28 protein-coding genes and 1 pseudogene are annotated in these 24299 nt (G+C 62.0%); 9 read left to right on the top strand and 20 right to left on the bottom strand.

All coding sequences use genetic code 11. The features are described 5' to 3' along the window. Window positions 1–4: 4 nt before the first annotated feature. From PI87_RS19785 to PI87_RS19755, 7 genes are all read right to left on the bottom strand, one after another. Window positions 5–274 (bottom strand): VirB3 family type IV secretion system protein, encoded by a 270-nt coding sequence (locus PI87_RS19785; protein WP_039599443.1) that lies wholly within the window; start codon window positions 272–274, stop codon window positions 5–7. Next, on the bottom strand, window positions 271–642 hold the full coding sequence (locus PI87_RS19780) for a TrbC/VirB2 family protein (protein WP_039599442.1): 372 nt from the start codon (window positions 640–642) through the stop codon (window positions 271–273). The genes PI87_RS19785 and PI87_RS19780 overlap by 4 nt, the downstream gene beginning before the upstream one ends. Then, on the bottom strand, window positions 639–1676 hold the full coding sequence (gene trbB, locus PI87_RS19775; RefSeq protein WP_039599441.1) for a P-type conjugative transfer ATPase TrbB: 1038 nt from the start codon (window positions 1674–1676) through the stop codon (window positions 639–641). The genes PI87_RS19780 and trbB overlap by 4 nt, the downstream gene beginning before the upstream one ends. Next, window positions 1673–2131 (bottom strand): CopG family transcriptional regulator, encoded by a 459-nt coding sequence (locus PI87_RS19770; RefSeq protein ID WP_039599440.1) that lies wholly within the window; start codon window positions 2129–2131, stop codon window positions 1673–1675. Before PI87_RS19770 ends, trbB begins: the two co-directional genes overlap by 4 nt. Further along, window positions 2128–4128, bottom strand: a complete 2001-nt coding sequence (locus PI87_RS19765) for a conjugal transfer protein TraG (protein WP_039599460.1) — start codon at window positions 4126–4128, stop codon at window positions 2128–2130. Before PI87_RS19765 ends, PI87_RS19770 begins: the two co-directional genes overlap by 4 nt. 230 nt (window positions 4129–4358) lie before the next feature. Next, window positions 4359–4607 (bottom strand): EexN family lipoprotein, encoded by a 249-nt coding sequence (locus PI87_RS19760; RefSeq protein ID WP_039599439.1) that lies wholly within the window; start codon window positions 4605–4607, stop codon window positions 4359–4361. Continuing rightward, window positions 4604–5548, bottom strand: coding sequence for a LysR family transcriptional regulator (locus PI87_RS19755; protein ID WP_052321637.1), 945 nt, complete (start codon window positions 5546–5548; stop codon window positions 4604–4606). Before PI87_RS19755 ends, PI87_RS19760 begins: the two co-directional genes overlap by 4 nt. Before the next feature lie 660 nt (window positions 5549–6208). Here PI87_RS19755 and PI87_RS29635 point away from each other — a divergent pair. The 6 genes from PI87_RS29635 (at window position 6209) to PI87_RS19725 (ending at window position 10038) form a co-directional block, all read left to right on the top strand. Continuing rightward, window positions 6209–6610: a hypothetical protein gene (locus PI87_RS29635; protein WP_039599438.1), complete on the top strand. Its 402-nt coding sequence runs from the start codon at window positions 6209–6211 to the stop codon at window positions 6608–6610. A 74-nt stretch (window positions 6611–6684) separates the two neighbouring features. After that, entirely contained in the window at window positions 6685–7101 is a 417-nt protein-coding gene (locus PI87_RS19745) for a hypothetical protein (RefSeq protein ID WP_157003177.1), read from the top strand. A 95-nt stretch (window positions 7102–7196) separates the two neighbouring features. Then, entirely contained in the window at window positions 7197–8369 is a 1173-nt protein-coding gene (locus tag PI87_RS19740) for an acyl-CoA dehydrogenase family protein (RefSeq protein WP_039599436.1), read from the top strand. Further along, window positions 8363–9016 carry an acetyltransferase gene (locus tag PI87_RS19735; RefSeq protein WP_052321636.1) on the top strand — a complete coding sequence of 218 codons (654 nt, stop codon included), beginning with the start codon at window positions 8363–8365 and terminating at the stop codon, window positions 9014–9016. The genes PI87_RS19740 and PI87_RS19735 overlap by 7 nt, the downstream gene beginning before the upstream one ends. Window positions 9017–9025: 9 nt before the next feature. Further along, entirely contained in the window at window positions 9026–9442 is a 417-nt protein-coding gene (locus PI87_RS19730; RefSeq protein ID WP_052321635.1) for an NUDIX hydrolase, read from the top strand. Next, entirely contained in the window at window positions 9442–10038 is a 597-nt protein-coding gene (locus PI87_RS19725) for an HAD-IA family hydrolase (protein WP_039599435.1), read from the top strand. The genes PI87_RS19730 and PI87_RS19725 overlap by 1 nt, the downstream gene beginning before the upstream one ends. Window positions 10039–10084: 46 nt before the next feature. Here PI87_RS19725 and PI87_RS19720 read toward each other — a convergent pair whose 3' ends face one another. From PI87_RS19720 to PI87_RS19675, 10 genes are all read right to left on the bottom strand, one after another. Then, window positions 10085–12043: a relaxase/mobilization nuclease and DUF3363 domain-containing protein gene (locus PI87_RS19720; protein ID WP_039599434.1), complete on the bottom strand. Its 1959-nt coding sequence runs from the start codon at window positions 12041–12043 to the stop codon at window positions 10085–10087. 412 nt (window positions 12044–12455) lie between these two features. Beyond that, window positions 12456–12983 (bottom strand): S26 family signal peptidase, encoded by a 528-nt coding sequence (locus PI87_RS19715; protein ID WP_232314039.1) that lies wholly within the window; start codon window positions 12981–12983, stop codon window positions 12456–12458. Between the two features lie 20 nt (window positions 12984–13003). Further along, window positions 13004–13537, bottom strand: coding sequence for a DUF2840 domain-containing protein (locus PI87_RS19710; RefSeq protein WP_039599432.1), 534 nt, complete (start codon window positions 13535–13537; stop codon window positions 13004–13006). After that, on the bottom strand, window positions 13534–13785 hold the full coding sequence (locus tag PI87_RS19705; RefSeq protein WP_084210027.1) for a chromosome partitioning protein ParB: 252 nt from the start codon (window positions 13783–13785) through the stop codon (window positions 13534–13536). Before PI87_RS19705 ends, PI87_RS19710 begins: the two co-directional genes overlap by 4 nt. Next, window positions 13782–14420 carry a ParA family partition ATPase gene (gene parA, locus PI87_RS19700; protein ID WP_039599430.1) on the bottom strand — a complete coding sequence of 213 codons (639 nt, stop codon included), beginning with the start codon at window positions 14418–14420 and terminating at the stop codon, window positions 13782–13784. The genes PI87_RS19705 and parA overlap by 4 nt, the downstream gene beginning before the upstream one ends. A 226-nt stretch (window positions 14421–14646) precedes the next feature. Continuing rightward, window positions 14647–15492 (bottom strand): replication initiator protein A, encoded by an 846-nt coding sequence (locus PI87_RS19695; protein WP_039599429.1) that lies wholly within the window; start codon window positions 15490–15492, stop codon window positions 14647–14649. Between the two features lie 8 nt (window positions 15493–15500). Next, complete coding sequence (locus PI87_RS19690; protein WP_039599428.1) at window positions 15501–15788, bottom strand: helix-turn-helix domain-containing protein; 288 nt, start codon at window positions 15786–15788, stop codon at window positions 15501–15503. Between the two features lie 126 nt (window positions 15789–15914). Next, window positions 15915–16667 carry a DUF7011 domain-containing protein gene (locus PI87_RS19685; protein ID WP_039599427.1) on the bottom strand — a complete coding sequence of 251 codons (753 nt, stop codon included), beginning with the start codon at window positions 16665–16667 and terminating at the stop codon, window positions 15915–15917. A 279-nt stretch (window positions 16668–16946) separates the two neighbouring features. Beyond that, on the bottom strand, window positions 16947–17294 hold the full coding sequence (locus PI87_RS19680) for a DUF2958 domain-containing protein (RefSeq protein WP_039599456.1): 348 nt from the start codon (window positions 17292–17294) through the stop codon (window positions 16947–16949). 246 nt (window positions 17295–17540) lie between these two features. Beyond that, window positions 17541–18860, bottom strand: a complete 1320-nt coding sequence (locus PI87_RS19675; RefSeq protein ID WP_052321633.1) for an MFS transporter — start codon at window positions 18858–18860, stop codon at window positions 17541–17543. A 351-nt stretch (window positions 18861–19211) separates the two neighbouring features. Here PI87_RS19675 and PI87_RS19670 point away from each other — a divergent pair, with 351 nt between their 5' ends. Continuing rightward, window positions 19212–19505, top strand: a complete 294-nt coding sequence (locus PI87_RS19670) for a helix-turn-helix domain-containing protein (protein ID WP_039599455.1) — start codon at window positions 19212–19214, stop codon at window positions 19503–19505. A 53-nt stretch (window positions 19506–19558) separates the two neighbouring features. Here PI87_RS19670 and PI87_RS28635 read toward each other — a convergent pair. Together PI87_RS28635 and PI87_RS19665 are read right to left on the bottom strand one after the other, a co-directional pair. Beyond that, a pseudogene (locus PI87_RS28635) lies at window positions 19559–19816 on the bottom strand (DUF4942 domain-containing protein); the annotation flags it as partial. Window positions 19817–20002: 186 nt separating this feature from the next. Further along, entirely contained in the window at window positions 20003–20731 is a 729-nt protein-coding gene (locus PI87_RS19665; protein ID WP_039599425.1) for a glycine zipper 2TM domain-containing protein, read from the bottom strand. Window positions 20732–21084: 353 nt separating this feature from the next. On the opposite strand from PI87_RS19665, the gene PI87_RS19660 reads away from it, so the two are divergent. After that, entirely contained in the window at window positions 21085–22077 is a 993-nt protein-coding gene (locus PI87_RS19660) for a hypothetical protein (protein ID WP_039599424.1), read from the top strand. 13 nt (window positions 22078–22090) lie between these two features. Continuing rightward, entirely contained in the window at window positions 22091–22801 is a 711-nt protein-coding gene (locus PI87_RS19655; protein ID WP_039599423.1) for a hypothetical protein, read from the top strand. 357 nt (window positions 22802–23158) lie between these two features. Here PI87_RS19655 and PI87_RS19650 read toward each other — a convergent pair whose 3' ends face one another. Continuing rightward, window positions 23159–23470 carry a DUF736 domain-containing protein gene (locus PI87_RS19650; RefSeq protein ID WP_039599422.1) on the bottom strand — a complete coding sequence of 104 codons (312 nt, stop codon included), beginning with the start codon at window positions 23468–23470 and terminating at the stop codon, window positions 23159–23161. Window positions 23471–24299 lie beyond the last annotated feature (829 nt).

The following is a 24299-nucleotide window of genomic DNA, read 5'->3' as shown; positions in this document are numbered from 1 at the left end:
CTTGTCAGACGTCCAGCAGCGGCTTGTGCTTGATATGCCGAGCGACCACCTGCATGAATTGTGCATCCACGCGCGCCCCCCATACCGCGAGTGCGTGTCCGACGAGCCATAGCGCAATGCCGGGCAGCCACAACTGCAACCCCAGTCCCACGGCCGCCGCCAACGTGCCATTGGCGATCGCCACAGTACGCGGCGCGCCACCAAGCAGGATGGGTTCGGTCAGCGAGCGGTGTAGCGGCACCTCGAAGCCTGGCAGGTCATCGCTCGTGCTCATACGACGGCTCCGCCAGCGAAGCTGAAGAACTTCAGGAAGAACGAGGAAGCCGCGAAGGCGGTGGACAGGCCGAAAACGATCTGCAGCAGCTTGCGGAACCCACCCGAGGTGTCACCGAACGCCAGCGCGAGACCGGTGGCGATGATGATGATCACGGCGATGATGCGTGCGACGGGGCCTTGGACCGAGTCCAGGATCGATTGCAACGGACGCTCCCATGGCATGGAAGAGCCGGCGGCAGTGGCCGTGCCCGCGTTCATGAGTGCCAGCCCTGCGAACAGCAAACCGCGATGGATCAGCCTGCTCACCGCACGTAGACGGGCAACGCGTGAAACCCGCTTTGTAGAAAGACGGAAGGTAGGTGTCATGACGACTCCCCGGGGCTGTCGGCCGACCGGATAGCCGTGGCGGGCTGAGACGGCGTATCTGGAACCGGCGCTTCCGATGCGTCCGCCATGTGATACCCTGCGTCGTCGAAACCGACGACGCGCGCGATGGTTTCAATGCGGCGCCGGCGGCCACGGCCGGCGATGTGAATCACGAGATCGACCGCCTCAGCGATCAGCGCGCGTGGTGGGGTCAGAGCAACCTCCAGGATCAGTTGCTCGAGGCGCAGCAGTGCGCCTTGCGCGGATCCCGCATGAATCGTGGCGATCCCACCCGGATGGCCAGTACCCCAGACCTTGACGAGATCCAAGGCCTCGCCTCCGCGGACTTCGCCGACGACCACACGGTCAGGGCGCAATCGCATTGAGGACCGCACCAGCTCGGTCATGGACACCACGCCGGCGCGCGTACGTAATGGCACGTGATCGCGCGCCGTACATTGGAGCTCCACTGTGTCCTCAAGCACCAGCACGCGATCGCCGACTGTGGCGATCTCCGCGAGCAACGCATTGGCCAGTGTGGTTTTGCCGGTGCTGGTGCCGCCAGCGATCAGGACGTTGTGCCGCTCACGTACCGCCCGTCGTAGGAAATCGGCCTGCGCCGTGCTCATCATTCCTTCTGCGACATAGCGCTCCAGCGGAATGACACCAACGGCGCGCTTGCGCAAGGCAAAAGCCGGCCCCGGCGCAGCCGGCGGCAGAATGCCCTCAAAGCGTTCGCCAGTCTCTGGCAGTTCAGCGGTCAGCAGAGGCTGCCCGCGATGCACTTCTGCGCCGACATGCGCAGCCACCAGGCGGATGATGCGTTCGCCGTCCCCCTCTGAGAGGCTCGCACCCAGTGGCGCTCGCCCGGTGGAGAGCCGATCCACCCACAACGTACCGTCGGGGTTCAGCATGATTTCCACCACGTCCGGATCTTCGAGCGCGGCGGCAATCAGTGGGCCCATCGCGGTGCGTAGCATGCGAATGCGGCGGTCTACTGACGTGCTAGCGAAGGACGGTGATCGCGCGGTCATACGACACGCTCCTCCGCCTGCGCTACCACGTCGTCCAGCCGTGCGTTATCCGGCTGCAGTTCCTCCACCACGTCGCGGACGAGGCTTCGCCCACGTAGCAGATGGCGACCCAGTTGCTCCACAAACTGCTCGAAACGCGCCCTGCCCTGCGCCCGCGCCGCTTCCTGATGTGCCTCGGGTACGGGTGTGCTGACGGTCAGGTAGTAGCGAACATAGAGCGCCAGCGTTTCGATCAGGATGTTCTGATCCCGCTCCAGCTTCTCGAACTGACGCGACAGTCGATCGAGTCGCTTGGCCGTCGCAGCCTCACGCTGATCACCGCCGTCAGGCGACAACCAGGAAGCCAGCGCCGCCGCGACAATGGAGGACTTGGACACATCTTTCTTGGTGGCCAATTCGTCCAGGCGCTTGGCGTGCTCCGGCGTAATGAAGAGATTCAGGCGGTACCGACTCATAGTGCGATTCCGTTGGCGGGATCGAGAGCGGCCTTTCGGCTCGCGTGTTGAATGGCCAGATGGCCTCGGCCAGGTCGGAGCACTGACTGGTCATCGTCATCAAGCAACGCCAGGTCGTTGACTGGCGTCTGCTGCTCGAAGCTGTACACCGCCGTTGGAGCTACCTCGGTCTGCCGCTGCAAATCGCCGTCGTCAGTCGTGAGCGCATCGTTCGCTGCAACGACGACCGCCAAATTGATCGGTGCCGCGACACCCGGCAAACCACTCCAGTCATCGGGACGCACCGGCGGTGCATCGGCGTAGCGCCCGCCGGCAAGTGCTGGTGCTTGGAGTACGCACGGCTTGAAATTCACGTCCGCGTAGTAGCGCAGCTTCTTGGCCCGGATCGGAGGATGGCTTCCCACCATCACCACCGCCTCGTCAGGCGGAAGCTGCATGACCTCGCCGGGTGTCAGCAACTGCCGGGCCGTCTCCTGGCGCGACACCATCAGATGGCCCAGCCACGGCGCAAGTCGGTGACCTGCGTAGTTACGCTGCGCGCGCAGTTCTGTTGCCGTCCCCAACGTCTCGGAGATACGCTTGGCAGTCCGTTCGTCATTGGTGGAGAACGTCACCCGAACGTGGCAGTTGTCGAGGATCGAATGGTTCTGACCGTAGGCCTTGTCGATTTGGTTCAGCGACTGCGCGATCAGGAAGCTACGAATTCCGTAGCCCGCCATGTACGCCAGCGCCGACTCGAAGAAGTCCAGACGGCCGAGTGCCGGAAACTCATCAAGCATCAGCAGCAACCGGTGACGACGTTCGATGCCATCACTGCCGTCAAGCGATTCCGTCAGACGCCGGCCGATCTGATTCAGGATCAGGCGCATCAGTGGTTTCGTGCGGCTGATGTCCGATGGCGGTACCACCAGGTACAGCGATAGCGGGTGCTCGGCAGAGATCAAGTCAGCGACTCGCCAGTCGCAGCGCGAAGTCACCTCAGCCACCGTGGGGTCGCGGTACAGCCCCAGAAAGCTCATCGCGGTGGACAGCACGCCAGACCGCTCGTTTTCGCTCTTGTTCAGCACCTCGCGTGCAGCCGAGGCGACCACCGGATGCGGACCATCGCCCAGATGCAGCGTTGTCATCATCCGGTGCAGTGTCAGCTCAAAGGGGCTCGCCGGATCGGAGAGGAAGTTGGCAACACCGCGCAGCGTCTTGTCTTTGCCGACATAGAGGACATGCAAGATCGCACCAACCAACAGGACATGGCTCGTCTTCTCCCAGTGGTTGCGACGCTCCAGCGCCCCCTCGGGGTCGACGAGGATGTCGGCGATGTTTTGCACGTCACGCACTTCATGCGCGCCACGCCGAACTTCGAGCAGCGGGTTGTATGCCGCCGATCGTGGATCGGTGGGGTTGAACAACAAACAGTGGGAAAACCGCGAGCGCCAACCAGCCGTGATGCTCCAGTTCTCGCCCTTGATGTCGTGAATGACGGCCGAGGCCGGCCAGCTCAAGAGCGTAGGGATGACCAATCCGACGCCCTTACCGGAACGCGTTGGTGCAAAGACCAGAACGTGCTCTGGCCCTTCGTGGCGCAGGTACTGGTCGCCGTGCAGACCGAGAAAAACGCCTGCCGGCTTTGTTAACCCGGCTCTCCTGACGTCGGCGACCGTGGCCCAACGCGCCGAGCCGTAGGTCGTTACTTCTGTCGATTGCCGCGAGCGCCATACCGACATGCCCATCGCAGCAACCACTGCCAACAGCCCGCTCACCGCCGCGATAGCGCCGCCGGCATCAAAGATGCCCGGCGCGTACGCGTCGTAGAAAAACCACCACTCGAACAGATTCCATGGGCGGTAGACCGGCGTGCCAAAGAGGTCAAACCATGGCGTACCAAGGCGTGCTTGGTGCCCAAGAGCAGCAGCGGTCCATTGTGTGGCGCCCCACACGCCGGCGACCACAATGCCCAACACTGCGGCAATCTGGCCAAGCAGCACGCCTTGACCATGCACCTTTGCTTTCGCCTTCGTTTGCATAGACCCCTCGCGAGATCGGCGCAGCATCGCGCCTCACACATGAGGTTGGGTGCCAAACGGGGGCCGGTCAAAGACCGTTATCGGGATAAAACTGGAGGAAAGAGCAAGAATTCGCGCGCCAGGAAACGGATGAAAAAAGGGGCACGCCCTAGCGTGCCCCAGCGTAGATGCCTCAAAAAGCAAAAATCCTGGCGACCGGCCAACGATCAGAACTTGGGCGGTGTTTTCGGAGGGTTGTAAGGGATATTCCCGTCGCCCAAGAAGCGCCGATTGATCGCTTCGGCTACGCGGTTGCAGAGGCTATCTCCGAGCTTGGCACGGTCGAGCTTGCATTGCTTGCGCAGCATCCAAAGTCGCTCCGGATCGGCAACTAACGACTCGACCGTGTCCGGTGGACCGGAGGGGCCGCATGCCGCCAACATCAAGGTGAGGAGCATCGATGCAGTTCTGTTCATGATTCAATGTCCTCCGAAACGTAGTCCTTGGCATGGTCAGCGTGGCCGTCACAAGCCGGCGACTCAATCGCCTCTACCAGTTCGATAAAACGAGCCAGCGCCTGTGATGATTCCCCTTGCGAGTACAGAAGATAGGTCGTGACCATGGGCATCTGCCCGGCCAACGATCGCGCGACAACGCCCGACTCCTTGCTCGCCACGACATGGGATGCACCGGTGAGACCCAAGGCAAGGCCAGCAGAGACCAGCGTCATCATCAAGTCGAAGGACGAGACCCGATCCACGAGTGTCGGCTTCTTCTCCATGCGCCATAGCAGCGGATCTACCAGGCGTGCGTGCCCTTCGCATGCTTGGGGATCACCAAGTACCAATGGGAAATCCACCAGCGCGTCGAGCGGGATACGCTTATAGGCAAGCAACGGATGCCGTGTGGGGAGCGCAACCACGAGAGGCTCGCTCCAAAGCGGGCGTCCAACGATGCCATCGCCGACTTCGTCGGTCAGCGAGAAGCCGACGTCATACAGACCATCCTGTAGCCCTTTGACCTGCTGTGACAGTGGTGCCTCGAAGAGGCGAACTTCAATCTCAGGTTCTTCCTGCCGCCACTGCGCGAGCAAAGCTGCTAGATGAAGTCGCGCGCTGCAATCTGACACGACGACACGCAACTGACCGCGAAAGCCATTGGCGATGGCCTGCACACTTTCTCGCGCTTGCTCCACCGCGGCAAAGATGCGCGGCACCTGTTCCAGAAAGACTTGGCCGGCCCGAGTCAGTTGTGTGCTGCGGGTGGTGCGCAGGAAGAGCTTCGCGCCCAGATCTTCTTCCAACTCCCGGATGGCCCGCGAGAGTGGCGACTGCTCAATGTGCAATCGCTCGGCAGCTCGGGTGAAATGGAGTTCTTCGGCAACGGCCAGGAAACACTTCAGATGGCGCAACTCCATCCTGGCTCTGATTGTCTGGCTACACATGCGTCCTCCCTGGTGGGGCATCCGGATGGACGCACTTCATTTGCCGACGATCGTCACGATTCTTGTGCATATCACACCTCCTCTAAACGGGCGAAAGCCGGCCCTATGCGCATTTGAAAGCGAGCGCCCTCTTTCGAAGGACAACCTCGCGGCTAACCACTACGACGACCTGACTCGTGCACTGCAAGGAAGCAGCATGGGCGAGTCCCGCCTGATCTGGAACTGCATTGCGATCTGGGAACACACAATCCCGCACCGCGCCGAATTCTCTCTTCGCGCCGCATTCATTGCGAGCGCGCGTCAAGCACCAAAAAGCCGATGTACGACGAGGAACACGGGCAGATTCCGGCAAGTAGCCATGCCTTAAAAGATCCTGCGACGAATCTGAGCAAAGCCTGAATTCCACATCGCAGCGCGCCCCTGCTGCCGCCCGAGCCGATCAGATCTGCGGGTCTTTATCAAATGGAAATTCAGATCGGGCGCGGTCGCATTCAGACCTAACCGGGATGAATTCCTAGAGCCTCTTGTGGGAGGCTTTCGTCCATTCAAGAACCTCAGTCAGCGTCGTCCCTGACGACTAAGCATTGGTGTCCCCTCGGAACGATTACGTTCCCTATCGCCGGATGGAAAAGCATGCGTTCACGCCAACCAACCCGCGCCGTCTTGGCCGCTGCCTGCCTTGCAACCAGTTTCGTTTGGTCTGCGAGGGCGCTGGCCTTCGACGTGACGTTCTCCCACGGCCGCTCGACATTGATCGCGCTGCGCCAATGGGCGGCTGACATCGGCTACGAGGTCATCTGGCAGGCACAGAACCCTCTCGGCATGGTCGATTTCGCAGCCCCAGCGCGCGACGTGCATGAAGACTTTCACACGGCTGTTCAGGCCCTGGTGAGCGGCGCGGTGTATGACCGTGCCAACGTCTATTGCGCTCCGCCGCTGCAATTTCAGGCCGAAGCGATCATCGATGACCGCGTGCGCCTCGTTTATGTCGTCGGCCGCCCTACCGGTAAGCGCTGCGTGGTGCCGTACCCCTAGCCTTACTCTGGGACCCAACAGAGCGGGGTTGGCGTCCTGCACGACAAATCTTCCCTTCCTCCCCATAGAGACGCATGAAATCCATTCAATCCCTCAGCACCATGGCGGCCGCTACCTCGCTAGCAGCCTGGCTCATGTCCCCCTCTCCTACAGCGGCGTTCAACATGCCTTCGCTCGACGAGCGCTCAAGCGATAGTGCTACGCACAAATGCAAGGGCCAGGCCTATCACCTCCTCATCCTGCAGCCGCACGTCGCCAGCGATTCGGCCGACGCCACCGCCCAACCTCTTGAGAGCCGTGAAGACTTGGGGAGCGCTCTCGAAGCACCGATCTGCCACACGGTGTACAGGCGTGCGGACATCAACTGTGTTCCTTCGTCGGAATTCCAGGCCGATACGAAGCCTCAAGACGAGGCGACCACCGACCACCGGATGCGCGCCGTCTACGCGGTCGGCCACCCGACTGGACGCTGCGTGACACATCGCTCATGAGCGATGGCTGTGTCCCAGCAAATCTCTCGATCGCCCTGGTCGGTGTGCGCAGTCGCGGGTGACAAGCACACACACTCTCTCTTCTGGAACTTCACATGCATCAGGACAGCTTCAAGAACGTGCTCGACGAACCACTCACTCACCGGATCAACGAGGTCGCGCAGACCTTGAACGAGTCGGAAGACTTCCACAGTCCGATCGCCTGGCGCAACGCCATCCCGCAACTTGCGGCCATTGACCTTCCCGTGCGATTCGGCGGCTCACCGCTCACCACCATGCAGATGATGTCGGTCTTCCGCACCTTCGGCCGCCTGAGCCTGGATTTGCGAGACGTTCCAGGGCTCGGGCACGGGAGAATGCTGACGCTTCCGGCGGACAGCGATAGCTTTGCGCCCTTCGTTCATCGGATTGCCAATGCGAAGAGCTTCCTCGCGATCTGCGTGACCGAAGAATCTGCAGGTACCGACTTGCATGCGTTGCAAACGACGGCAGTACGCGTTCCCGGTGGCTACGAGCTCACCGGTGCGAAGAGCTTTGTCGCGCGTCTTCGGCAAGCCGACATCTTCATCATCTTTGCCCGACACCCAGAGTGGAAGCAGGGCCTGACTGCCTTCCTTGTGGAGACGAACGCACGCGGCATCTCCATCCGAGATATCGCCTCTCTTGGGCTAAAGGGCATCTCCTGGGGAGCCGTCACTCTGGATCGCGTCTTCGTCCCCGACGCACAGCGGATCGGGGAAGAGGGCCAAGCGTTTGCACTGTTCTCGCAGCATTTCACGTACTGGCGCTGCGCCATGGCTGCCGCTGCCACAGGCGCCGCTGAAGTTGCGATGGAAAAGGCGAAGGAACGACTGCATCGACGCACTGCCTTCTGGGCACCCATCGGCCGCTTCAGCCACCTACAGCAGCAGTACGCAATCCATGCTTCCCGACTCCACATGGCATGGCTCTTGATCAATGAAGCCGCCAGTCGCATCGACGGTGGCCACGACAGCTATGTTGATGCCGCAATGGCCAAAGCTGAAGCGGTTGAGATTTGCCTCGAAGCCGTTCAGTGGTCAATGCAGGTTCATGGCGCGCATGGCTACTCGGTCGTCGCCGGTCTGGAAAAGACGCTCAGGGACCTGCTCGGGCTGCGTATCGCTGATGGGACAACCGACGTCCTTCGCGGCCAGGTCGCTCGCGGGCTGTTGAGCGAGGAACTCTACGCGCGGTCGATCGGGCGTCCCGTCAAGCGCTCCCAAACGATTGAGAGGAACCTATGGTAGTTGACACGATGTCTTTCGGAGAAGCGCAGGCGCGCCAGCTTGTCAGTATTGGGAACGGCGCCATGGTCTCCCATCTCGCACGCTTCATTCCCAACGAAGATGACGGCGACAGCAGCGGTATCACCGTCATTGGTGGGCAGGTCCTGATCCGTGCGGGAGCCATCATTTGCAGTGGCGCCCACATCGGAGAAGGCAGCGTCATCGGCCACCAATGTGTCATTCGAGCGCGGGCGAGAATCGGGAACAACTCATTGCTGTCCCACCTCGTCTGCCTGGAGCGGGACTCGATTGTCGGCGACCGGGTCCGGATCTCCGCCCTGACCCACATCACCGGTGGTTGCCGGATTGGCGACGATGTCCAAATCGGCGCGCGCGTGGTAACGATCAACGATAACGAAATGCGATGGCGGGCCGGTGAAACGCTCCAAGCCCCCAGGATCATGCGTGGTGCCAACATCGGAAGCGGCACCACGCTCCTGGGTCACGTCACGATTGGCGAGAACGCGTTCATCGGTGCCGGATCGGTGGTCACGCGCAATATTCCTGCAAGCGCCCTCGCCTACGGCAACCCTGCCTATGTTCGAGGGAACAGGCCCAGAGGCGCATGGCTTGCCGGTGCAAGTTCGCTGCCCGACGAAACGAAGTAGGAGACCATCATGCCGACCGTTGGCGTCTTTGCAGTGATCTTCAATGAACGCGGTGAAGTGCTGTGCGTGCGGCGCAACTATCCGCCGTATGGATGGACCACGCCTGGCGGCCATCTGGAAGAGCACGAGGCACCGGAAAACGGTGTCGTGCGGGAAGTCCTGGAGGAAACCGGCTACCGCGTGGCCGTTGAACGGCTGCTGGGCGTCTACGCAGCGCCCTTCAAGTCGGATGTCGTCATTGCCTTTGTTTGCAAGACGCTAGGACGAGAAGAATGGCAGCCGGACGCAGAAATCTCCGATGTGAGGTTCTTCCCCGTCGACCAATTGCCCACACCCATGAAGAAGAATGCGGTGACCCGCATCCAAGATGCCGCCTCTGGTTTGAATGGTATCTGGAGGACGTTCTCTCCTGAGGAGCATGCTTGATGACGAAGCAGATTGGCCCCTTGGTCTGCTTCGACCTTGGCAACGTCCTCATCAAGCTTGGGCCGCCAATCCATTTGTACGCGAGAGCCGATTGCAGGGCCGAGGTCACGTCATTGCTCGAGCTCTACAGCCTCGGCCAACTCTCGACCAATGCCTTCTACGAGAGACTGCAATGCTTCATGGTTTGGCCCATGTCACGCAGCGAGCTACAGGAAGCCTTCGTTTACACAAGACTTCCTGGCTTTCAGAATGGCAGCGAAGCACTTATCGAAGAACTGTCGGCACTCGGCCTCGAACTGGCAGTGCTATCGAACATCAACGAGGCGCATTGGCAGTATCTGCAGAAGCTTAAGGTCTTCCGGCACTTCAAGCACGCCTTTCTTTCCTTCGAACTCGGCATCAAGAAGCCCCACGACGACATCTACAAACTCGTAGAACGTGAGACTCTGCGATGTGGCCGCGATATTGTCTTCTTTGATGATAGGGAAGAGAACGTTTTGTCAGCAAGGCGATGCGGCTGGAGCGCGTTCCAGGTTCCGCCGGACAACATCGTCGTTGCTGTCCGCCGGAATCTGGCCGGTTTGGGCCTGCTGTAGTTCAACAGCGGAGAGAGTTGGGCGGAGAAATCGAAGCAGGAATATCTCAGCGCGACAGGCCCAGCTTTCGCCCGACCTCCCAGGACACGCCACTCCCATGCATCGTCGCGGCAAGCTGTTGCCCCAGCCGCGGTTCAATCACTGGTTTCCATGGCACCAGGCTGAAGCCCATGCCGTCGTCCAGCATGGCGTAGCGACCGCTAGCGAGCATGACGCTACGCCGGTAGACACCGGCCACGCGCTGTCCATCGGCTACCACCCGGTGCTCCAGTCCTGTCTCCGCCGCGATGTCGTTTGCAGCCTTCGCCACCTCGCGACTGCGTAGCGTTACCAACAGGTTGCGAGCGAGCACCACACGCTGGCCACGCCGCTCGGCCAACCCCGCTTCGACAAGAAAATCAGCACGCTGACGCAGTCCCTCCTTGACCTCGGCGCCGAACCCAATAGGACTCAGGCCCTCTCCCCCTTTGATCAATTGCTGGTCCAACCACGTTGCACCGATGACCCGGGACTGGCGTTCGATCGGCAAGTGCGATCTGAGCTCTACCGCGATGCCACCTTGGAGGCGCTGGACATCGTACTGACGACCGCGTTCGGGCAGGTCGTCGGGAATACGCCAAACGCCCTCGGCAACCCGGTGAACGATGCCGGCACGGCGCAGCACCTCAAGCCGCCGCACATGCGTGGCCACGACCTCGCTTGGGTCGCGATCTGGCGCCACCTGGCCTCGGGCGACGGCCAGGTGATGATCGGTGCGGTACAGCCCGTCGGGGGCCAGCGTGGCGATGTTCCGGTCCGAAGCCCGCATACCACCTGCTCCCCTCACCTCGACGATGGCGCCGCTTGGGTACTGCTCCAACGCCGACTGCGGCGGTAGGGCCACATAGTGCGCCTTGCCGTCAACGGCATCAATGATGAGATAGCCACGCTCGTACAGTTCGTCAGCGAGCCCCTTGCCGACAACCCGGCCGACCATCGTGCGGTTGTTCTCGCCAGGCTGAAATACGTCCAGCTCACGTTGCTGGCCGCGCATGGCCCGCTGCATGGTGCGAATGATATCGCCGCGCTCACCCATTGCGCGCAGGATCGGTTCTGCGTCGGAATGAATGATCCACACGCCCGGCGGCTGCTCGGTCGCCAAATCCATGCGTTGCAAGCGTTGCAACCGGCCAATCAAGAGTTGGCGCTGCGGTTGCAGCCGTGGGTCGGCAAAGCGTTCAACACGCACCATCCCTTGGTCAGCAGCTTCGCGCTGCAAGGTCCGATCCAGCCCGGTCCATCGCTCCTGATCGACTTCACGCTGCCTGGCCTGTCGGATCTCCAGCTCGGTGCGTGGTCCAAGCCACTCGGTCGCCAGTTCGCAGGCTCGCCGGCGCATCCCTTCGGCGATGTAGTCGCGAGCAATGATGAGGTCGCGACCGCTATCGTCCTTGCCGCGCAGGACGACATGCGTGTGCGGATTGTCCGTGTTCCAGTGATCGACGGCCACCCAATCCAGCCTGGTACCCAGATCAGCCTCCATGCGGGCCATCAGGTGCCGGGTGTAAGTCCGCAGGTCGTCGAGCTCTTCGGCATCCTCGGGCGAGAGGATGAAGCGGAACTGGTGCCGATCGCCCTCACTGCGCTCCCTGAAACCATCTACGTCGGCAACGTCAGTTGCCGGGCCGTAGGCCCGCCCTGTCCCGCCCCCGCGGTCGACGCCGTCGCGCTCGATGTAACGCAGGTGCATCGCGGTCGATCGCTTCCCAGCCTTCGCCAGGCTCACCAGCCGCGTCTTGATCGTCACGCGCCGGGCGTTGGGCGCCAGCGAGCGCCCGGCAACGCGTGCTGCAACGTACCCGCGCCCCAACCGGGCGCCTGGCCGGTGGCCGACCCTCCCGATGGCCTTACCCACCTTCGCGCCGGCCGTGTTGGTCTGGCGTAGCACCTTGTTGATGAAGGTCTCGCCGTGTTGCTTTGGCGCGCTTGGCTTGATGCGGAAGCCGTCGTTATCGCGTCGGCTCATGTGGCGGCTCCATACAAGTGCATCGCAATCCAGCGCACGTGGCACGCGACTTCGCCAGAGCCAATACGACATCGCGGGCTTTCGCGGCACACTGCAATTTCCGGGGCCGTGCCGCGCCCTCCCCACGTGCAGACTCGCTTTCCGCGCGCCGCAGTGCCGCGACCTTTTATCTTGCCCTCCGCCTTTGACCTTCGCTGACGCTCCGGCTGTCGGCGGCCCGGCGGGGCAACGCTGCCCGCAGCACGCACGCCGCCGATCGCCGCGACGAGCACGTGTGCGGCGCTTTTGAGGCAAGTCGTCTGCCCGCCTAAGTGCAGCGACAGAAGCCGTACGAAGTGCGATGCCGCAGCAACCGCACTGCAGGCGCAATGACACGACGTCAGCAAGCGGAACGGCGCAGCGCAATGCAACATCATGGCTTCGCCTTCAACCAGATTGGCAGCGCGATGCCGAGCACCGCAGATGCTCGGACTGGCCCAAAGTACCGGCTGTCGAATGACGCCCCGTTTGTCACACTGAGCAGGAACAGCTCATCAGGACGAAGCTGTCGGCAGAACGGCCACGCGTGCAACGGTCGGCCCATCCGATCAGTACTTAGTGCCGCTACCACCTGTAGGCCATCGACGCGCACGATGCCATCGGTAACGCACACTTTCTGTGGCGCGACCGCGCGGACAAGCTTGAGCAGCGGCACGTGCGCAGGCAGGTAGCCGCGCTGTGCGGCCAACGCTGCGGCATCTGCCGGCAAACGCACCAGCACAAGGCTGCCGACATGCAGTGCGCGGGATAGCGAGCCTGCGCGGTGTTCAGGCGGATCGACGCGATACCAACCGACTGCCATGCTGTCCGACGCGTTGTAGACCAAGCGTGGCAGCGGGGACGCGAGCGATGCCCAAGCGAGCGCGGTAAGGCCGCAGACAGACAGGAGGACCAGCGCCATACAAGTACGAGTCCGGGCCGTCATTGCAGCCCCCTCCTCGCCAGCCAAGCTGCATGCCGCTCGACGGAATATTCCGGTAGCGGCAAGCGCACGATAAGCCGGTTGCCCAGCGTGCGCCAGTACGCCGGGGAGACGTCGACGGCGGCGAAGCCCAGGGTCTCAATGACGTCGATCCCTTCCAACACAGCGCGCACTTGGTGATCTCCCTCTGCACGCAGCAACAAGCGCGCGCCCGGCTGCACGCCGGAAATGCGCTGCGCACCCTCCTGTGCTCTGCATGCCTGCATCACCATGAGCTGCCAGCGCACTGTGCCGTAGTCATTGGCTTGCCAGCGAATGCGGCAAAACACCGACGCTGGCAGGAACATCGCGCAGCGCCAATGGCGATCGATCCGCAGCGTGCGCACCGGCTCGCCAAAACGCAGGTAGAGATCAAATCGCTGGTGGATATGGGCCATGGCCACACGCGTCAATGGCGCGTCACCGATCTGACCGTCGGTGCGGCAGCGCAACAGCGGCGGCGAAGCCGTAGCGGCAAGATTGAGGGCATTCAAGTCGCGTTCTCCTGAAACTCGCGCTCCAGCAATCCACGCAGCAGTTCTGCGACCGTCACGCCCTGCGTGAACGCTGAAACCTTGATGCGTGCGCGCAGCGCGGGCGTGATATCGAGCGTCAGGCGTGCGGTGTAGAGATCGCCCTTCTGGAGATCCTTAGCATCGCCCTGGCGAATCCACGCCTCGGCGTGAGGATTCGCCGGCGGGCGCACGCCAATGGCGATGCGTTTGCTGCGTGCCCCGCTCATGACGGCCACCGCAGCAGCTCATCAACCAACGCCGCGATCTCGCGAGCGGCGGCGCTGTTGGGTGCCGTTTCGCAGGCAAGCCGGCCAGCGGCTACGCTGTCTGCAAAGACGATGCGTTGATGGACTTCCGAATGCAGCGCCGGCAGCGGCTGATCGGCCAGCGCTTGTCGTGCCTCGCGACCGATGACGGTGGTGCTGACGCGCCGATTGATAGTGAAGGCTGCGCGCAGCGTGGGCCGAAAGACTTGCGCCTCACGGATCAGTGCCACCATTTCGGCGCTGGCCCACAGGTCATAAGGACTGGGCTGCACTGGAATCAGCACACGCTCAGCCGCCAGCAGCGCGGAGCGCGCCAACGCAGCAATACGCGGTGGTCCGTCGATGATGACGTGATCGCTGCGCCGGGCGAGGTCCGGCGCCTCCTGGTGCAGTGTCTCCCGGGCCAACCCAACCGCACTGAACAGCCTTGGCAGGCCTTGTTGGCTGCGCCGCTGCGTCCAGTCCAATGCCGATCCTTGCGGGTCAGCATCCAGCAGAGTGACGTGGGCACCGCGCAGCGCCAGCTCGCCCGCGATGTGAGTCGCTAGCGTGGTCTTACCCACGCCGCCTTTCTGGTTGAGTAGGGCCACGATCATGAGGTGCACCCTCGACGTGTGCATCGCGTGGCGGCTGTCCACCGCCGCCCTGCTCCCCTATCATCAGTTAGTATTTTTAAGTTAGATAAGTTAACGGAAGGTGAACCCCGCGCTGGCATTGGCTTTGCGGTCGATTCGTACGCCTGATAGCACGATAGGAACACGCCCGATAGCACGATAGTTGATACGCCTGATAGCACGAGGCCATCCACAGGTTGTGCAGGCGTTATCCCCATGCCGCGGACGGCACGGGTTGAAAGGCCAGCATCTCGCCACCGGCCTTTCGCTCGATGCTCAATCGATAGCCTGGCAGCGGCTGACACGCGACCAGCGCACGAAGATCGCAAGCGAAGTCGCACGCGCGGGCCGTACTGCCCGATTTGCGATGCAGGTGCCGAAGATCGAACTGCCAGCCGTCTGGCTGCCGGCCGGCATGCTTGCGCACCAGGCGGTACAGCCAACGCTCGATGCCACCGGTGAGCCGGAAATACGCGGGATCGATGGTCAGCACCAGAGCGGACTTGAGGACGCCAGCGTAGAACCAGTCCGGCAAGATCAGCTCGATGCCGCGTGGCGTGCCAGTGACGTCGGCCAGTTCCTTCCACTCGTTGATCCACGAAAAGCGATGCAGTCGACGCCCAGTCGTCTCCCGGATGGATGTCGCCACCGTGGTGGATTGCAGCCTGTCGAGTGCTGCCTTGAGGCGTTGGTAGTCGCGCACTGAGACCCCACGCCGGATGAAACGCAATATCTCGTAGGGCGTTGCCTGCATCAAGCGGGACGGGCGAATGCCCGCGTCGCGGGCTTCGACAATTTGACTTGCCGCCCAGATCAGGATGTCCGCATCCCAGATCGTGGCAATGCCGTGCTCCTGCGTTCCCTCGACACGGATGGTGACGTTCCCACTTCGGAAATCGATGGGCGTAGTACGCCGCGACTTCGCCAGCGAGAAGAACGGATACGCCATCAACTCTTGAGCATCGCGCGGCGCCATATCGCCTGGCAGCGCATGAAACAGATCGAGTTGTTCGTGCTCCCTCGACGGACCAGTCACGATCACCCTCTGCGCCATGGCGCGGATCAGCGCGCACGGCTGTCTGCCGAGTGATGCTCGGCATATTCGGGGTCTGAGGTCGCCTCGAAGCTGCGCTGGTCTGCCCAAGCTTCAAGGTCTGTCACGGCATACATGACTCGCCGACCAAATTTTCGAAAGCGCGGGCCACCGCCAATCACCCGCTGCTTCTCCAGCGTGCGGGGCGAGAGCCGCAGGTATTCGGCGGCCTCATCATTGGTCAGGTAGCGTGCTGTCTTGGCCACCGGCAGCGGTGTAGTGGATGCAACAGCGGGCCGCAAGGGAGTGGATCGCATTGGATGAGCCTCCATCGGTCAGCGCGGCCGGAACGGACAAGTGCGGCCGGGTGCAGACAGTCTCAGGAAAGCAATGCGAGGTGCAGAGGGTCGTTTTGTACTGGAGGGAGAACAGCCCTCCGGAGGTCATTCGATCTGGGCGAGGCGTCGGTAACCTTCGCGCATCATCATTTGGCCCCGTCGCACCAGTCGCCGCACACGCGAGCGCAACCCGCTGTCGGCGTGCCAGCCTTGGGCGACCGCCTCCGCACCGAACAGTCCATCAGCGACTTCGCGCAACGAAGCGCCCGCGAGGGTCGCATCAAGTGCCTGTAAGGTGCGCAACTCCAACAGCGAGGCGGGCGTTGGACGTGACCCGGCTACCGCCGCCGGTCCAGATCCGGAGTCCACCGCCAACTTTTTCAGCTTCACCACCATCTGGGCAGGCATGCTAGACACGGCGTTAGGGCGTACGGCATAAAAGTAGGCCCTACCCTCCTCCAGCTCTGGCGCGAGCACCAAGCGCGCACAACGGCCAGGCCTGCGAGCCACAAGCACTAGACGCTTGCCGTCGTGAAGGAGATCCTTGCGTCCCGGGATATTCCAGAATTCGAAGGCACGCGAATTCGGTGGTGGATCGACGTCTAAGTGAAGATGGAGCACCGTGTCATGGTCTTGCATCCATACTGGATGCGCGTCACGCGCGTCCAGATTCGGATCTTCCAACGCGCGGAGGCCCCAGCGATGTGCTGCATTCATCCGCCGGTCAGAGCGTAGCCAGTCCTGCTGATACTCGGGATGGCGACGCAGATACTCCCATGCCAGCGCAAGAGCGTCCTGGTTCAACACATAGAGGTAGGCGGCCATGGGACGCCAGTGCTCGGGGGTTCGATCAACCATGACGCAAGCTGTTGGCAGATGAATTCATCGCCACGCGCGTCGCATGATCCAAGCTGAAGGATCAGCGGAAGACTATTGTCTGGAGCGCTCGAAAAACGAGCGACTCAGTAGCGTGGCGCACCACCTAGCACCCTGCCGCATGCCGCGGTTTGCATCCTGCCGCTTTTGGTCAAGCCACCCCGAGTTGGCGCAACAATGCCAATTCAGACCAGATTTGTCTTAGAGTGCCCCAAAAAATGGACACAGCGTACAGCCAGGACCGCTTCGCTATCTAACGGGTCAATCGGGGATCGATCCATCGAGCTGTGCCAGCCGAACGTACTCGGACAACGGCCGGGTGGCCCGGAAATAGATGTCTCTCATGACGTGCTGCTTACGGGGCCCGACGATGGATGCCAGTTCCGACAGGTTCACTCGGCCTAGCTCAGGCATACCAATCCCAATGTCGCATAGGCCGAAAGCTGTATCGCCGTCGGTTGGATCGAGTTCGGTCAGCAGCCAGGTTGCGTGCGCGTCCGGGGTGAACAGCCGGACCACCGGCATGGAGTCAGTTCCCCCGCCGGCTACGTTCGCCCGCCCATTGGCCAGCAGTTGGGCGCGTTGCTCGTCTGTGATGAGTTCGTTCATGGTTGAGTCCTCCTGCAGGTTGTGTGCCGCGGCGGGCAAACGCGCCACTCCACGGCAGGGTCCCGTGCGATCCAGGATCGAGGGCTGGCGGCATGCGCTCGTGCAATGGCCCAATTGCGCAATTCATCGAATTAGGAAAGACACGAAGGCACAAAGCGGATTCACAGAATCCCGCCTTGGCCCGGGACGCGGCCGCAAACCCCGCCGACTTCGCCAAGGCACTGGTAAGCGCGCCGCGTGTGTTACTCATTGCGACAAGGTCGCGCTTTCGATGAGGCCCTCGCGATCCGGTACGGAATGGACCCGATGTGCCAATGGCAGGAGAGCAAGCAAGGCGCCTACCGTTGCGAGCACCGCGACGTAGTGAGCCGGCGCCATGGCGTTCTGTTGCACCCACAGCGTCAGAATCACCGGTGTCAAGCCACCAAACACCGCGTAGGACATGTTGTAAGCGAACGAGAGACCGGTGAAACGGACTGCCGCGGGAAAGGCGCGCACGCCCGCCATGGGCACCGTGGCGATCGTGCCAACGAACAGTCCCACCAGCCCGTAGTGCCAGAGCAGCGCGGAAGGCGTGCCGGGCAACGCGGCGTAGAAGAGGTAGACACTCACGACGAGGCCGCTCCAACCAGCAAGCATTACCCAGCGGGTGCCGATGCGATCGCTCGTCCAACCCACAATGACGCAGCCAAGGGTCAGCGTGAACGTCGCCAGCGCGTTGGCCTCAAGCGCCAGCGCAGCAGGAATGTCGTGCACCTTCTGCAGATAGGTCGGGGTGTATAGCACCACCACCACGATCGCGCCGGAAAGTACCCAGGTCAGGAGCGCGACGAACACGACGGCCGAGCGGTGCTCACGCAATACCGTGCGCAGCGGCAATTCACGTGCCACGCTGCGGCGCTCGGCCAACTCTCGGAAGACAGGCGTCTCGTGCAGAAAGCGACGCAGATACACGGACACCAGCCCGAACATGCCCCCCAGGATGAACGGGATACGCCAGGCAAACTCGCTCACCTGATCAGGTGAATAGTTGCGGTTGATGGCCACAGCAATGAGCGAGCCGAGCAGGATGCCACCGGTGATGCCGGAGGTCAGCACTCCAATACCGAAGCCGTAGTGCTGGGGCGGCACGTGTTCACCCACGAACACCCAGGCGCCGGGCATTTCGCCGCCAATCGCCGCCCCCTGGAGCACGCGCATCGTCAACAACAACAGAGGCGCAGCCACGCCAATGGTGGCGTAGGTGGGAAGGAGACCGATGACCAGCGTGGGCGCGGCCATCAGCAGCACGGAGAGGGTGAACATGCGCTTGCGACCAAGCACGTCACCGAAGTGCGCGATGACGATGCCGCCCACGGGGCGCGCCAGGTAGCCCGCCGCGAAGATGCCGAAGGTCTGCAACTGCCGCAGCCAATCTGGCATGTCAGGGGGAAAGAACAGTGCCCCCAACACGGTTGCGAAGAAGACGTAGATCACGAAGTCGTAGAACTCGAGCGTGCCGCCCAGCGACGCAAGGGCCAGCGTCTTGTAGTCGCGCGCGTTGAGCGTGCGCGCCGGTGCACGCATGGTGCTGTCCGGCGCATCTAGGTCTATCGCGTTTAGCTCTCGGTCTGCGGTCACTTTGAGGTCTCCTGGTCCAGTGTTCATGCGCCGATCGATGTCCGAGATTCATAGGAATCTGGCTCGTACGCGGCGAAGTGGGCGTCAGTCCTCCAGCCGTAAAACCCCGAAAACACCTAAGCGGAGTTGCGCAGGCTAGGAAAGGTGCAAATGCGGCTCCCAGGCTCTGGTGGAATCAACGGACCTGGATTTCCGCAAAGGCCCCGAAACGGACCGTACGCACAGAATGAACACTATAGATTGTAGCCCTATAGAGTGCAATCGGATGTCATCTTGGTTTTTCAGGGGAAACCAATGGTGGCCGCGAAGCATTCATTGGCAATGGCGTTGCGCATGATTCGGAAGGCCCGTGGCCTAAGCCAAGAAGCGTTCTCCGACGTGTCGAGCCGCACTTACATGAGTTCGCTTGAACGCGACTTGAAAAGCCCAACCCTGCATAAGCTGACTGAGCTTTGCGAGGTCATGGAAGTGCATCCGCTTACGTTGCTGACGTTGGCCTATGCCGGCGACAACACGCGCAAGGTGGATGAGCTTTTGGCGCACGTTCGGCAAGAACTGGATGCAGTATTGCAGCGGCGCACCGCACCATAGGCGTCCGCAGCGCGCAATCGTCGCACCACGAGCAAAGATCTGAATCGTTATTCCAGTAAGCAGTCAGCTTCGGCGCGTTTCGCGTATTCACCGGATATCGTGGCCGTTCCGCGTTGTGCATAGCTGTTATCAAGCGCCAACCGGGGAAAACCGAGGTGCGCAGTCCGTGCAAGCTGTTCGGCTTCGGCAAGAAGATCGAGCGCCGTGCGCATGCGTTCGACGGCGGCGGCGCGCTGGTTAGCCAGATTGGCGATGCTGATGCTTTTGACAAGGTCAGTGGATGTGTCCGTAAGCCTCGGGCCGGTTGGCAAGAAGGTGGTTGAGAGAAAAAGAAAGCCGGGCGCGAAGCCCGGCCTTATGCCTATAGTGCCGCCAAGCTAACAGCAAAAAAGGCCACCCCGTGGATGTCGGAGCGGCCTTTTCGCTTGTTTCAGACTAGAGCGGTGCTTACCTGAACAGCCTAAGCCCGAGGGCCTGCTTGTGGCAGCGTATGGCAATTAGCCTGCTGCCAAGCTGCCGTTTTCCACATGCACGCGGTCGCCCACCTGGAAGCCCGGCGCGGCCTTATACGTGAAGGTGCGGGCGGCGCCGTTGTCCATGCGCACGCTGACGTTGTAGGACGTGTCGCGGTGGTAGTAGTTTTCGGCCTCATGGCCCGCATAACCGCCGCCCACTGCGCCGGCGACGGTCGCCAGCGTGCGGCCATTGCCTCGGCCAACCTGATTACCCAGCAGGCCACCCACTACTGCGCCGCCGATCATGCCCAGACCGGTTTCGTTGCCTTGCTGCGTGGTGATCGGCGTGACAGCGGTCACCTGACCGGCATACGGGCTGGCGGCTGGGCGCGGTTGCGCATAGTCGGCGTTCGACGATGGGTTACGTTCCGAATACGACGGTGCCGGGTGATGCACCGCGTGCCGTACTGCGTTCGGCTGTGCCGGATAGGCCGGAGCCGCTTGGTTCGGAGCCGCCGCCTGGCCAGGCGCAGCCAGTGCCAGCGGCGTGGAGGCCGACGGAGCAATCGACGCTTGCGCAGCGACGCTGCCCTGCGTGGCTTTCGATGTCGGCAACACGCCAGTCATGGCGGCCACTGCCGTCAGGCTTGCGATGATGACCGCGACAGCAGCGCCAGCCGCCATCGGATGCATGCGGCGCGACTGCGGTACTTGGCCCAGCGACGTGCCGGCATACTGTTGACCCTGGGTGTTCGGTTGCATGTTGTTCATCTTCGTTCTCCCGTGACCAGTGAAATGTGGTCTGTCGATGGAGAAAGTTTGGTGGATCGACCGATTGGATACCGTTTCAATTTGTAAGCATCTGTAGGGTTCGTTTCACCTTCTAAATCAATGGGTTCCACGCCCTCCGTACAAGGTGTGGAAACCTGACGATGTTACAAATGGTGGGGAGCGGCGCGCGATTTGCGTCCGTGCCGCGCATAAAAACGGTTCATCGCCGATTTCCGGGGGCGGGAGAAGCACCCGAGGGTGGGCCGACGGGCCGAGTTCGGCCAGCCGCCGCCGGTCACCGATGGCGGCTTTCGGGTAGACTGAAACGCGTCTGTCGTCATTTGAGAGGGCCCATGGCAGCTCCCCGCCATAGCAGAGATTCCGGCGGTTCGTTCACGCTGAACAATCCCGACGACGGCACGCCCATCAAGGAAATGCTGCCGCTCGGAAAGTACCTCTACGTCATCACAGAGAAGTGTTCCTACCGCGTGCAGATGGCCGACCAGGTTGACCCGGAGCGCAAAAATTCAGCCCTGTCGCCGGTGTTCCAGCAGAAGCTCTTTGAGCTGGGCACGGACTCGGAGTTGCTACGGCGAACATTGATGCAAGCGAGGGTCTTGTTCCGCAAGGAGTTCCTTTGCATCGACCCGGACAAGGCGATGGAGCTGACGCTCGAGGCGCTGGCAGAGCTGGCGGCGTTGCACGAGGTTTGCGAGAACTTTGCTTCATCGGAGCAGGCGGCAATCGACAAGCTGGAAGCGAGCCCGTCGAAAGACAGGAGCCAGACGGTGCCCTCTGCCGGCAACGTTCAAACGCAGTGCAAGACTTTCGCTCAGAAGGCCGACCACTTCGCAGCAAAGCTCATGGAGATCGTGCGGCTGTTCTACCTCGAGCAGAAAGGAAAAAATTGGGACGACTTCCTGGCGATGGCCAAGGGCCTCTATGGCGACAGCGACCCGTTCTGCGAAGTGTTGAACATCGCGGTTCCTGTGCTGAAGCTGGTGCGCAACACGCGCGACTGCCTTGAGCACCACTTGGCCGGCGTAGTAGTACGAGATTTCGAGCCTGAACCCGATGGAAGGATCGCCGTCCCGACCATCGAGGTGAGTTTCCGGGGCAGCTCGCTCGAGCGCACCCGCATTTCCTCTTTCATGGCGCAGGTCGCAAAGCATCTGCTGGAAACGTTCGAGATGCTCGCCGCTCATATGTGCAACAAACACATGAAGCCGTTCGCCGGTATGCCCATGGAGATCGGGCTGGTGCCGGAGGATGTGCAAAATGCTTGGCACGTTCGCTTCGCTTACGGGATGTATGACCAGAATGGGCGGTTCGTCCCCTGTGGCTGAGCGAGGGCTCCATATGAAGTGCTGGATTTGTGGTGCAGAGGAAGCCGCGACGCGCGAACACCTGGCTAAGGCCTCTGACCTGAAGGCGTTGTTCGGCAAGCCTTCTCAGCGTGCCCCCCTTTTTTTCAGCGCTAGCGACCGTCCCGGCATGCCCATACGCCGGAACCTCCGCGTCGGCAGTCTCAAGTCGGACACGCTGAAATTCGCGCACCGCATCTGCCTCACCTGCAACAGCGCGCGCACCCAGCCATACGACTACGCCTGGGAGCACTGCTCGTGGGAACTGCGCGCGGCGATGCCGAGGCTGCTGGCGAGAGGGGCATTTCGCGCCAACTGGTTGTTTCCCTACGACACGCGCCGTGCGATGCGCAGTGTGCATCTGTACTTCACGAAGCTGTTCGGTTGTCTGGTGGTCGAAGGCGGAATTCCCATCGACAGCGCACCGCTCGCCGAGGCCATCACGAGCGGACAACCACATCCCTACCTCTACCTCGCCTTCGGGCAGCTAGCAATGCCGGTTGAAATAGCCGGCGGAAGCGACATCGACACGGCGCAGGTGGATGGCAAAGTGGCCTTCGCCACGTGGTTCTATAACGTAGGCGACCTGGCGGTGAACGTGATGTACGCGCTGCCTGGCGAACAGCGACAAGGCCTGGAAGTTGCCTGGCATCCCCGCATGGGGGCTCAGTGGTTACGTTTCACGCGGTTTCGAACAGCGAACTAGCCACCAGGCTAGCAGTCTAGACGGGGAATCTTCCGACAACGACATGAGTCCCATTGCGTTGGACGGGCAAAGCCCTTGCTGCACACGGTGCCGCGGCCTGTACATGGTGCAGGCGACCCGGCGCGCTCAGACCCGTCCCGAATAGGGGCTGCAGCCTGGCGCCCTGGCCCGCCGCTTACCTCATTCGTTGAACGACTACTTTCGGGTGGGCCAGTTCACCCAAGCCAACTACCGCTATGGGTCGACTACGGCCATCCGCAGCCGGAGGAAACCTGGGCCCCGTGCGGCACTCTGCCCCCCCACAGATCGGCGACGCCCCAAAGCGCCCCGCCACTGAGGACGGAGCGCTAGCTGTCGTTAAGCCGCTGGCTTGCTGCGCGACCAGATCAGGCTGTGCGTACCCTCTTCTTCCTCGATCAGACGAGCGTAGATCGTCGCAGGGAACGAAGGATCATCCAGGGTCACGGACAGGTAAGGCCGCTCGGACTGGCTGACTTTCTTCCAGGCCGCACCAAGATCGTAGCCGCCAGCCACTTGAATGCGGAAGTCCGGGGCGTTCTCGCTGGTCTTGTCGTTGGGAACGAATTTAACCTTAATGTTGAGCGTCAGGGTACGAAGCGTGCCGGTGAAGCCGTCGTTCTGAGCGGTGAATGTGCCGATGTTGGCCATGATGTTTTCTCCTTTCGGGTTACCCAAGGTCGCGCCCATCGCGTCCTTGTTGTGATCCGGTCGGCGGGGGATGGGCTGGCTGCACCGCGTAGCGGCCGCAACAATGTGGAGGATCTGCAAGCGCAAATAATTTGTCCCGCGAGGAAGCCGCACAGCGGCGGGGAAATTATTTGGGCTGAGAAGGTTGCAGCCATCAAGCCCAAGGCGCAGCCGCACCCCTGCCAGGATTCACGACAAGCCAAGGACGCATGGGCTGACCTGCACCGAAAGGAGATACGGCTCATCAGACATCTCCGTGGGATGGCTTCACCGGCCCGCGCCCGGCAGCGACAACGCCAATGTCCGAACGACAGTGGAGAAAGCCCTTTGCTGCCGCATGCGGCGACGTGCCTCAGTGCGGCGTGGAAACTCCTTCATGAAGCGAGTGGTGCGTTGGTAATCCGTCCTTCGTAACCTGCGTGCCACGAACCGCTAGCGTCAGAGGCGGCACGCTTTCGCACAACCTGCCGCAGCATGCTGCGGCGTAGCCACACGGGCTCGCCCCGGGGCGGCGGGGCGCCATCAAAATTCTGCTTGCTCCTGCGAGCGCCGATCCCCGTACCGCGCGCGAGTGGCTTGCGCGCCGCCACGTCGCCGCCTGATTGAAGGCGGCGACGTGGCGATTTTTGCTTTTGGGCGATTGAAACCGGGCGCGGCAGACCTGCCGCGCCCGGTTCTGATGGGAAAGCCCTGGCGCAGCGCCCCGGGGCCATGCCGCTCGATCAAGCGGCCAGTGCGTGAACCTGCGCTGCGTTATCAGTTTCAATCACTGACCCTGCCTCGTTTTCAC

It is taken from the genome of Ralstonia sp. A12, assembly GCF_000801955.1.
Lineage (GTDB): Bacteria > Pseudomonadota > Gammaproteobacteria > Burkholderiales > Burkholderiaceae > Ralstonia.
The sequence above is the reverse complement of the archived record's forward strand: the minus strand, read 5'-3'. Positions and strand labels throughout refer to the sequence as shown.

Excerpts from the sequence above, each read along its gene's own strand:
- PI87_RS19785 (WP_039599443.1), bottom strand. The coding sequence starts at position 274 with ATGAGCACGAGCGATGACCTGCCAGGCTTCGAGGTGCCGCTACACCGC.
- PI87_RS19780 (WP_039599442.1), bottom strand. The coding sequence starts at position 642 with ATGACACCTACCTTCCGTCTTTCTACAAAGCGGGTTTCACGCGTTGCC.
- trbB (WP_039599441.1), bottom strand. The coding sequence starts at position 1,676 with ATGACCGCGCGATCACCGTCCTTCGCTAGCACGTCAGTAGACCGCCGC.
- PI87_RS19770 (WP_039599440.1), bottom strand. The coding sequence starts at position 2,131 with ATGAGTCGGTACCGCCTGAATCTCTTCATTACGCCGGAGCACGCCAAG.
- PI87_RS19760 (WP_039599439.1), bottom strand. The coding sequence starts at position 4,607 with ATGAACAGAACTGCATCGATGCTCCTCACCTTGATGTTGGCGGCATGC.
- PI87_RS19755 (WP_052321637.1), bottom strand. The coding sequence starts at position 5,548 with ATGGAGTTGCGCCATCTGAAGTGTTTCCTGGCCGTTGCCGAAGAACTC.
- PI87_RS29635 (WP_039599438.1), top strand. The coding sequence starts at position 6,209 with ATGCGTTCACGCCAACCAACCCGCGCCGTCTTGGCCGCTGCCTGCCTT.
- PI87_RS19745 (WP_157003177.1), top strand. The coding sequence starts at position 6,685 with ATGAAATCCATTCAATCCCTCAGCACCATGGCGGCCGCTACCTCGCTA.
- PI87_RS19740 (WP_039599436.1), top strand. The coding sequence starts at position 7,197 with ATGCATCAGGACAGCTTCAAGAACGTGCTCGACGAACCACTCACTCAC.
- PI87_RS19735 (WP_052321636.1), top strand. The coding sequence starts at position 8,363 with ATGGTAGTTGACACGATGTCTTTCGGAGAAGCGCAGGCGCGCCAGCTT.
- PI87_RS19730 (WP_052321635.1), top strand. The coding sequence starts at position 9,026 with ATGCCGACCGTTGGCGTCTTTGCAGTGATCTTCAATGAACGCGGTGAA.
- PI87_RS19725 (WP_039599435.1), top strand. The coding sequence starts at position 9,442 with ATGACGAAGCAGATTGGCCCCTTGGTCTGCTTCGACCTTGGCAACGTC.
- PI87_RS19720 (WP_039599434.1), bottom strand. The coding sequence starts at position 12,043 with ATGAGCCGACGCGATAACGACGGCTTCCGCATCAAGCCAAGCGCGCCA.
- PI87_RS19715 (WP_232314039.1), bottom strand. The coding sequence starts at position 12,983 with ATGGCGCTGGTCCTCCTGTCTGTCTGCGGCCTTACCGCGCTCGCTTGG.
- PI87_RS19705 (WP_084210027.1), bottom strand. The coding sequence starts at position 13,785 with ATGAGCGGGGCACGCAGCAAACGCATCGCCATTGGCGTGCGCCCGCCG.
- parA (WP_039599430.1), bottom strand. The coding sequence starts at position 14,420 with ATGATCGTGGCCCTACTCAACCAGAAAGGCGGCGTGGGTAAGACCACG.
- PI87_RS19695 (WP_039599429.1), bottom strand. The coding sequence starts at position 15,492 with ATGGCGCAGAGGGTGATCGTGACTGGTCCGTCGAGGGAGCACGAACAA.
- PI87_RS19690 (WP_039599428.1), bottom strand. The coding sequence starts at position 15,788 with ATGCGATCCACTCCCTTGCGGCCCGCTGTTGCATCCACTACACCGCTG.
- PI87_RS19685 (WP_039599427.1), bottom strand. The coding sequence starts at position 16,667 with ATGGTTGATCGAACCCCCGAGCACTGGCGTCCCATGGCCGCCTACCTC.
- PI87_RS19680 (WP_039599456.1), bottom strand. The coding sequence starts at position 17,294 with ATGAACGAACTCATCACAGACGAGCAACGCGCCCAACTGCTGGCCAAT.
- PI87_RS19675 (WP_052321633.1), bottom strand. The coding sequence starts at position 18,860 with ATGCGTGCACCGGCGCGCACGCTCAACGCGCGCGACTACAAGACGCTG.
- PI87_RS19665 (WP_039599425.1), bottom strand. The coding sequence starts at position 20,731 with ATGAACAACATGCAACCGAACACCCAGGGTCAACAGTATGCCGGCACG.
- PI87_RS19660 (WP_039599424.1), top strand. The coding sequence starts at position 21,085 with ATGGCAGCTCCCCGCCATAGCAGAGATTCCGGCGGTTCGTTCACGCTG.
- PI87_RS19655 (WP_039599423.1), top strand. The coding sequence starts at position 22,091 with ATGAAGTGCTGGATTTGTGGTGCAGAGGAAGCCGCGACGCGCGAACAC.
- PI87_RS19650 (WP_039599422.1), bottom strand. The coding sequence starts at position 23,470 with ATGGCCAACATCGGCACATTCACCGCTCAGAACGACGGCTTCACCGGC.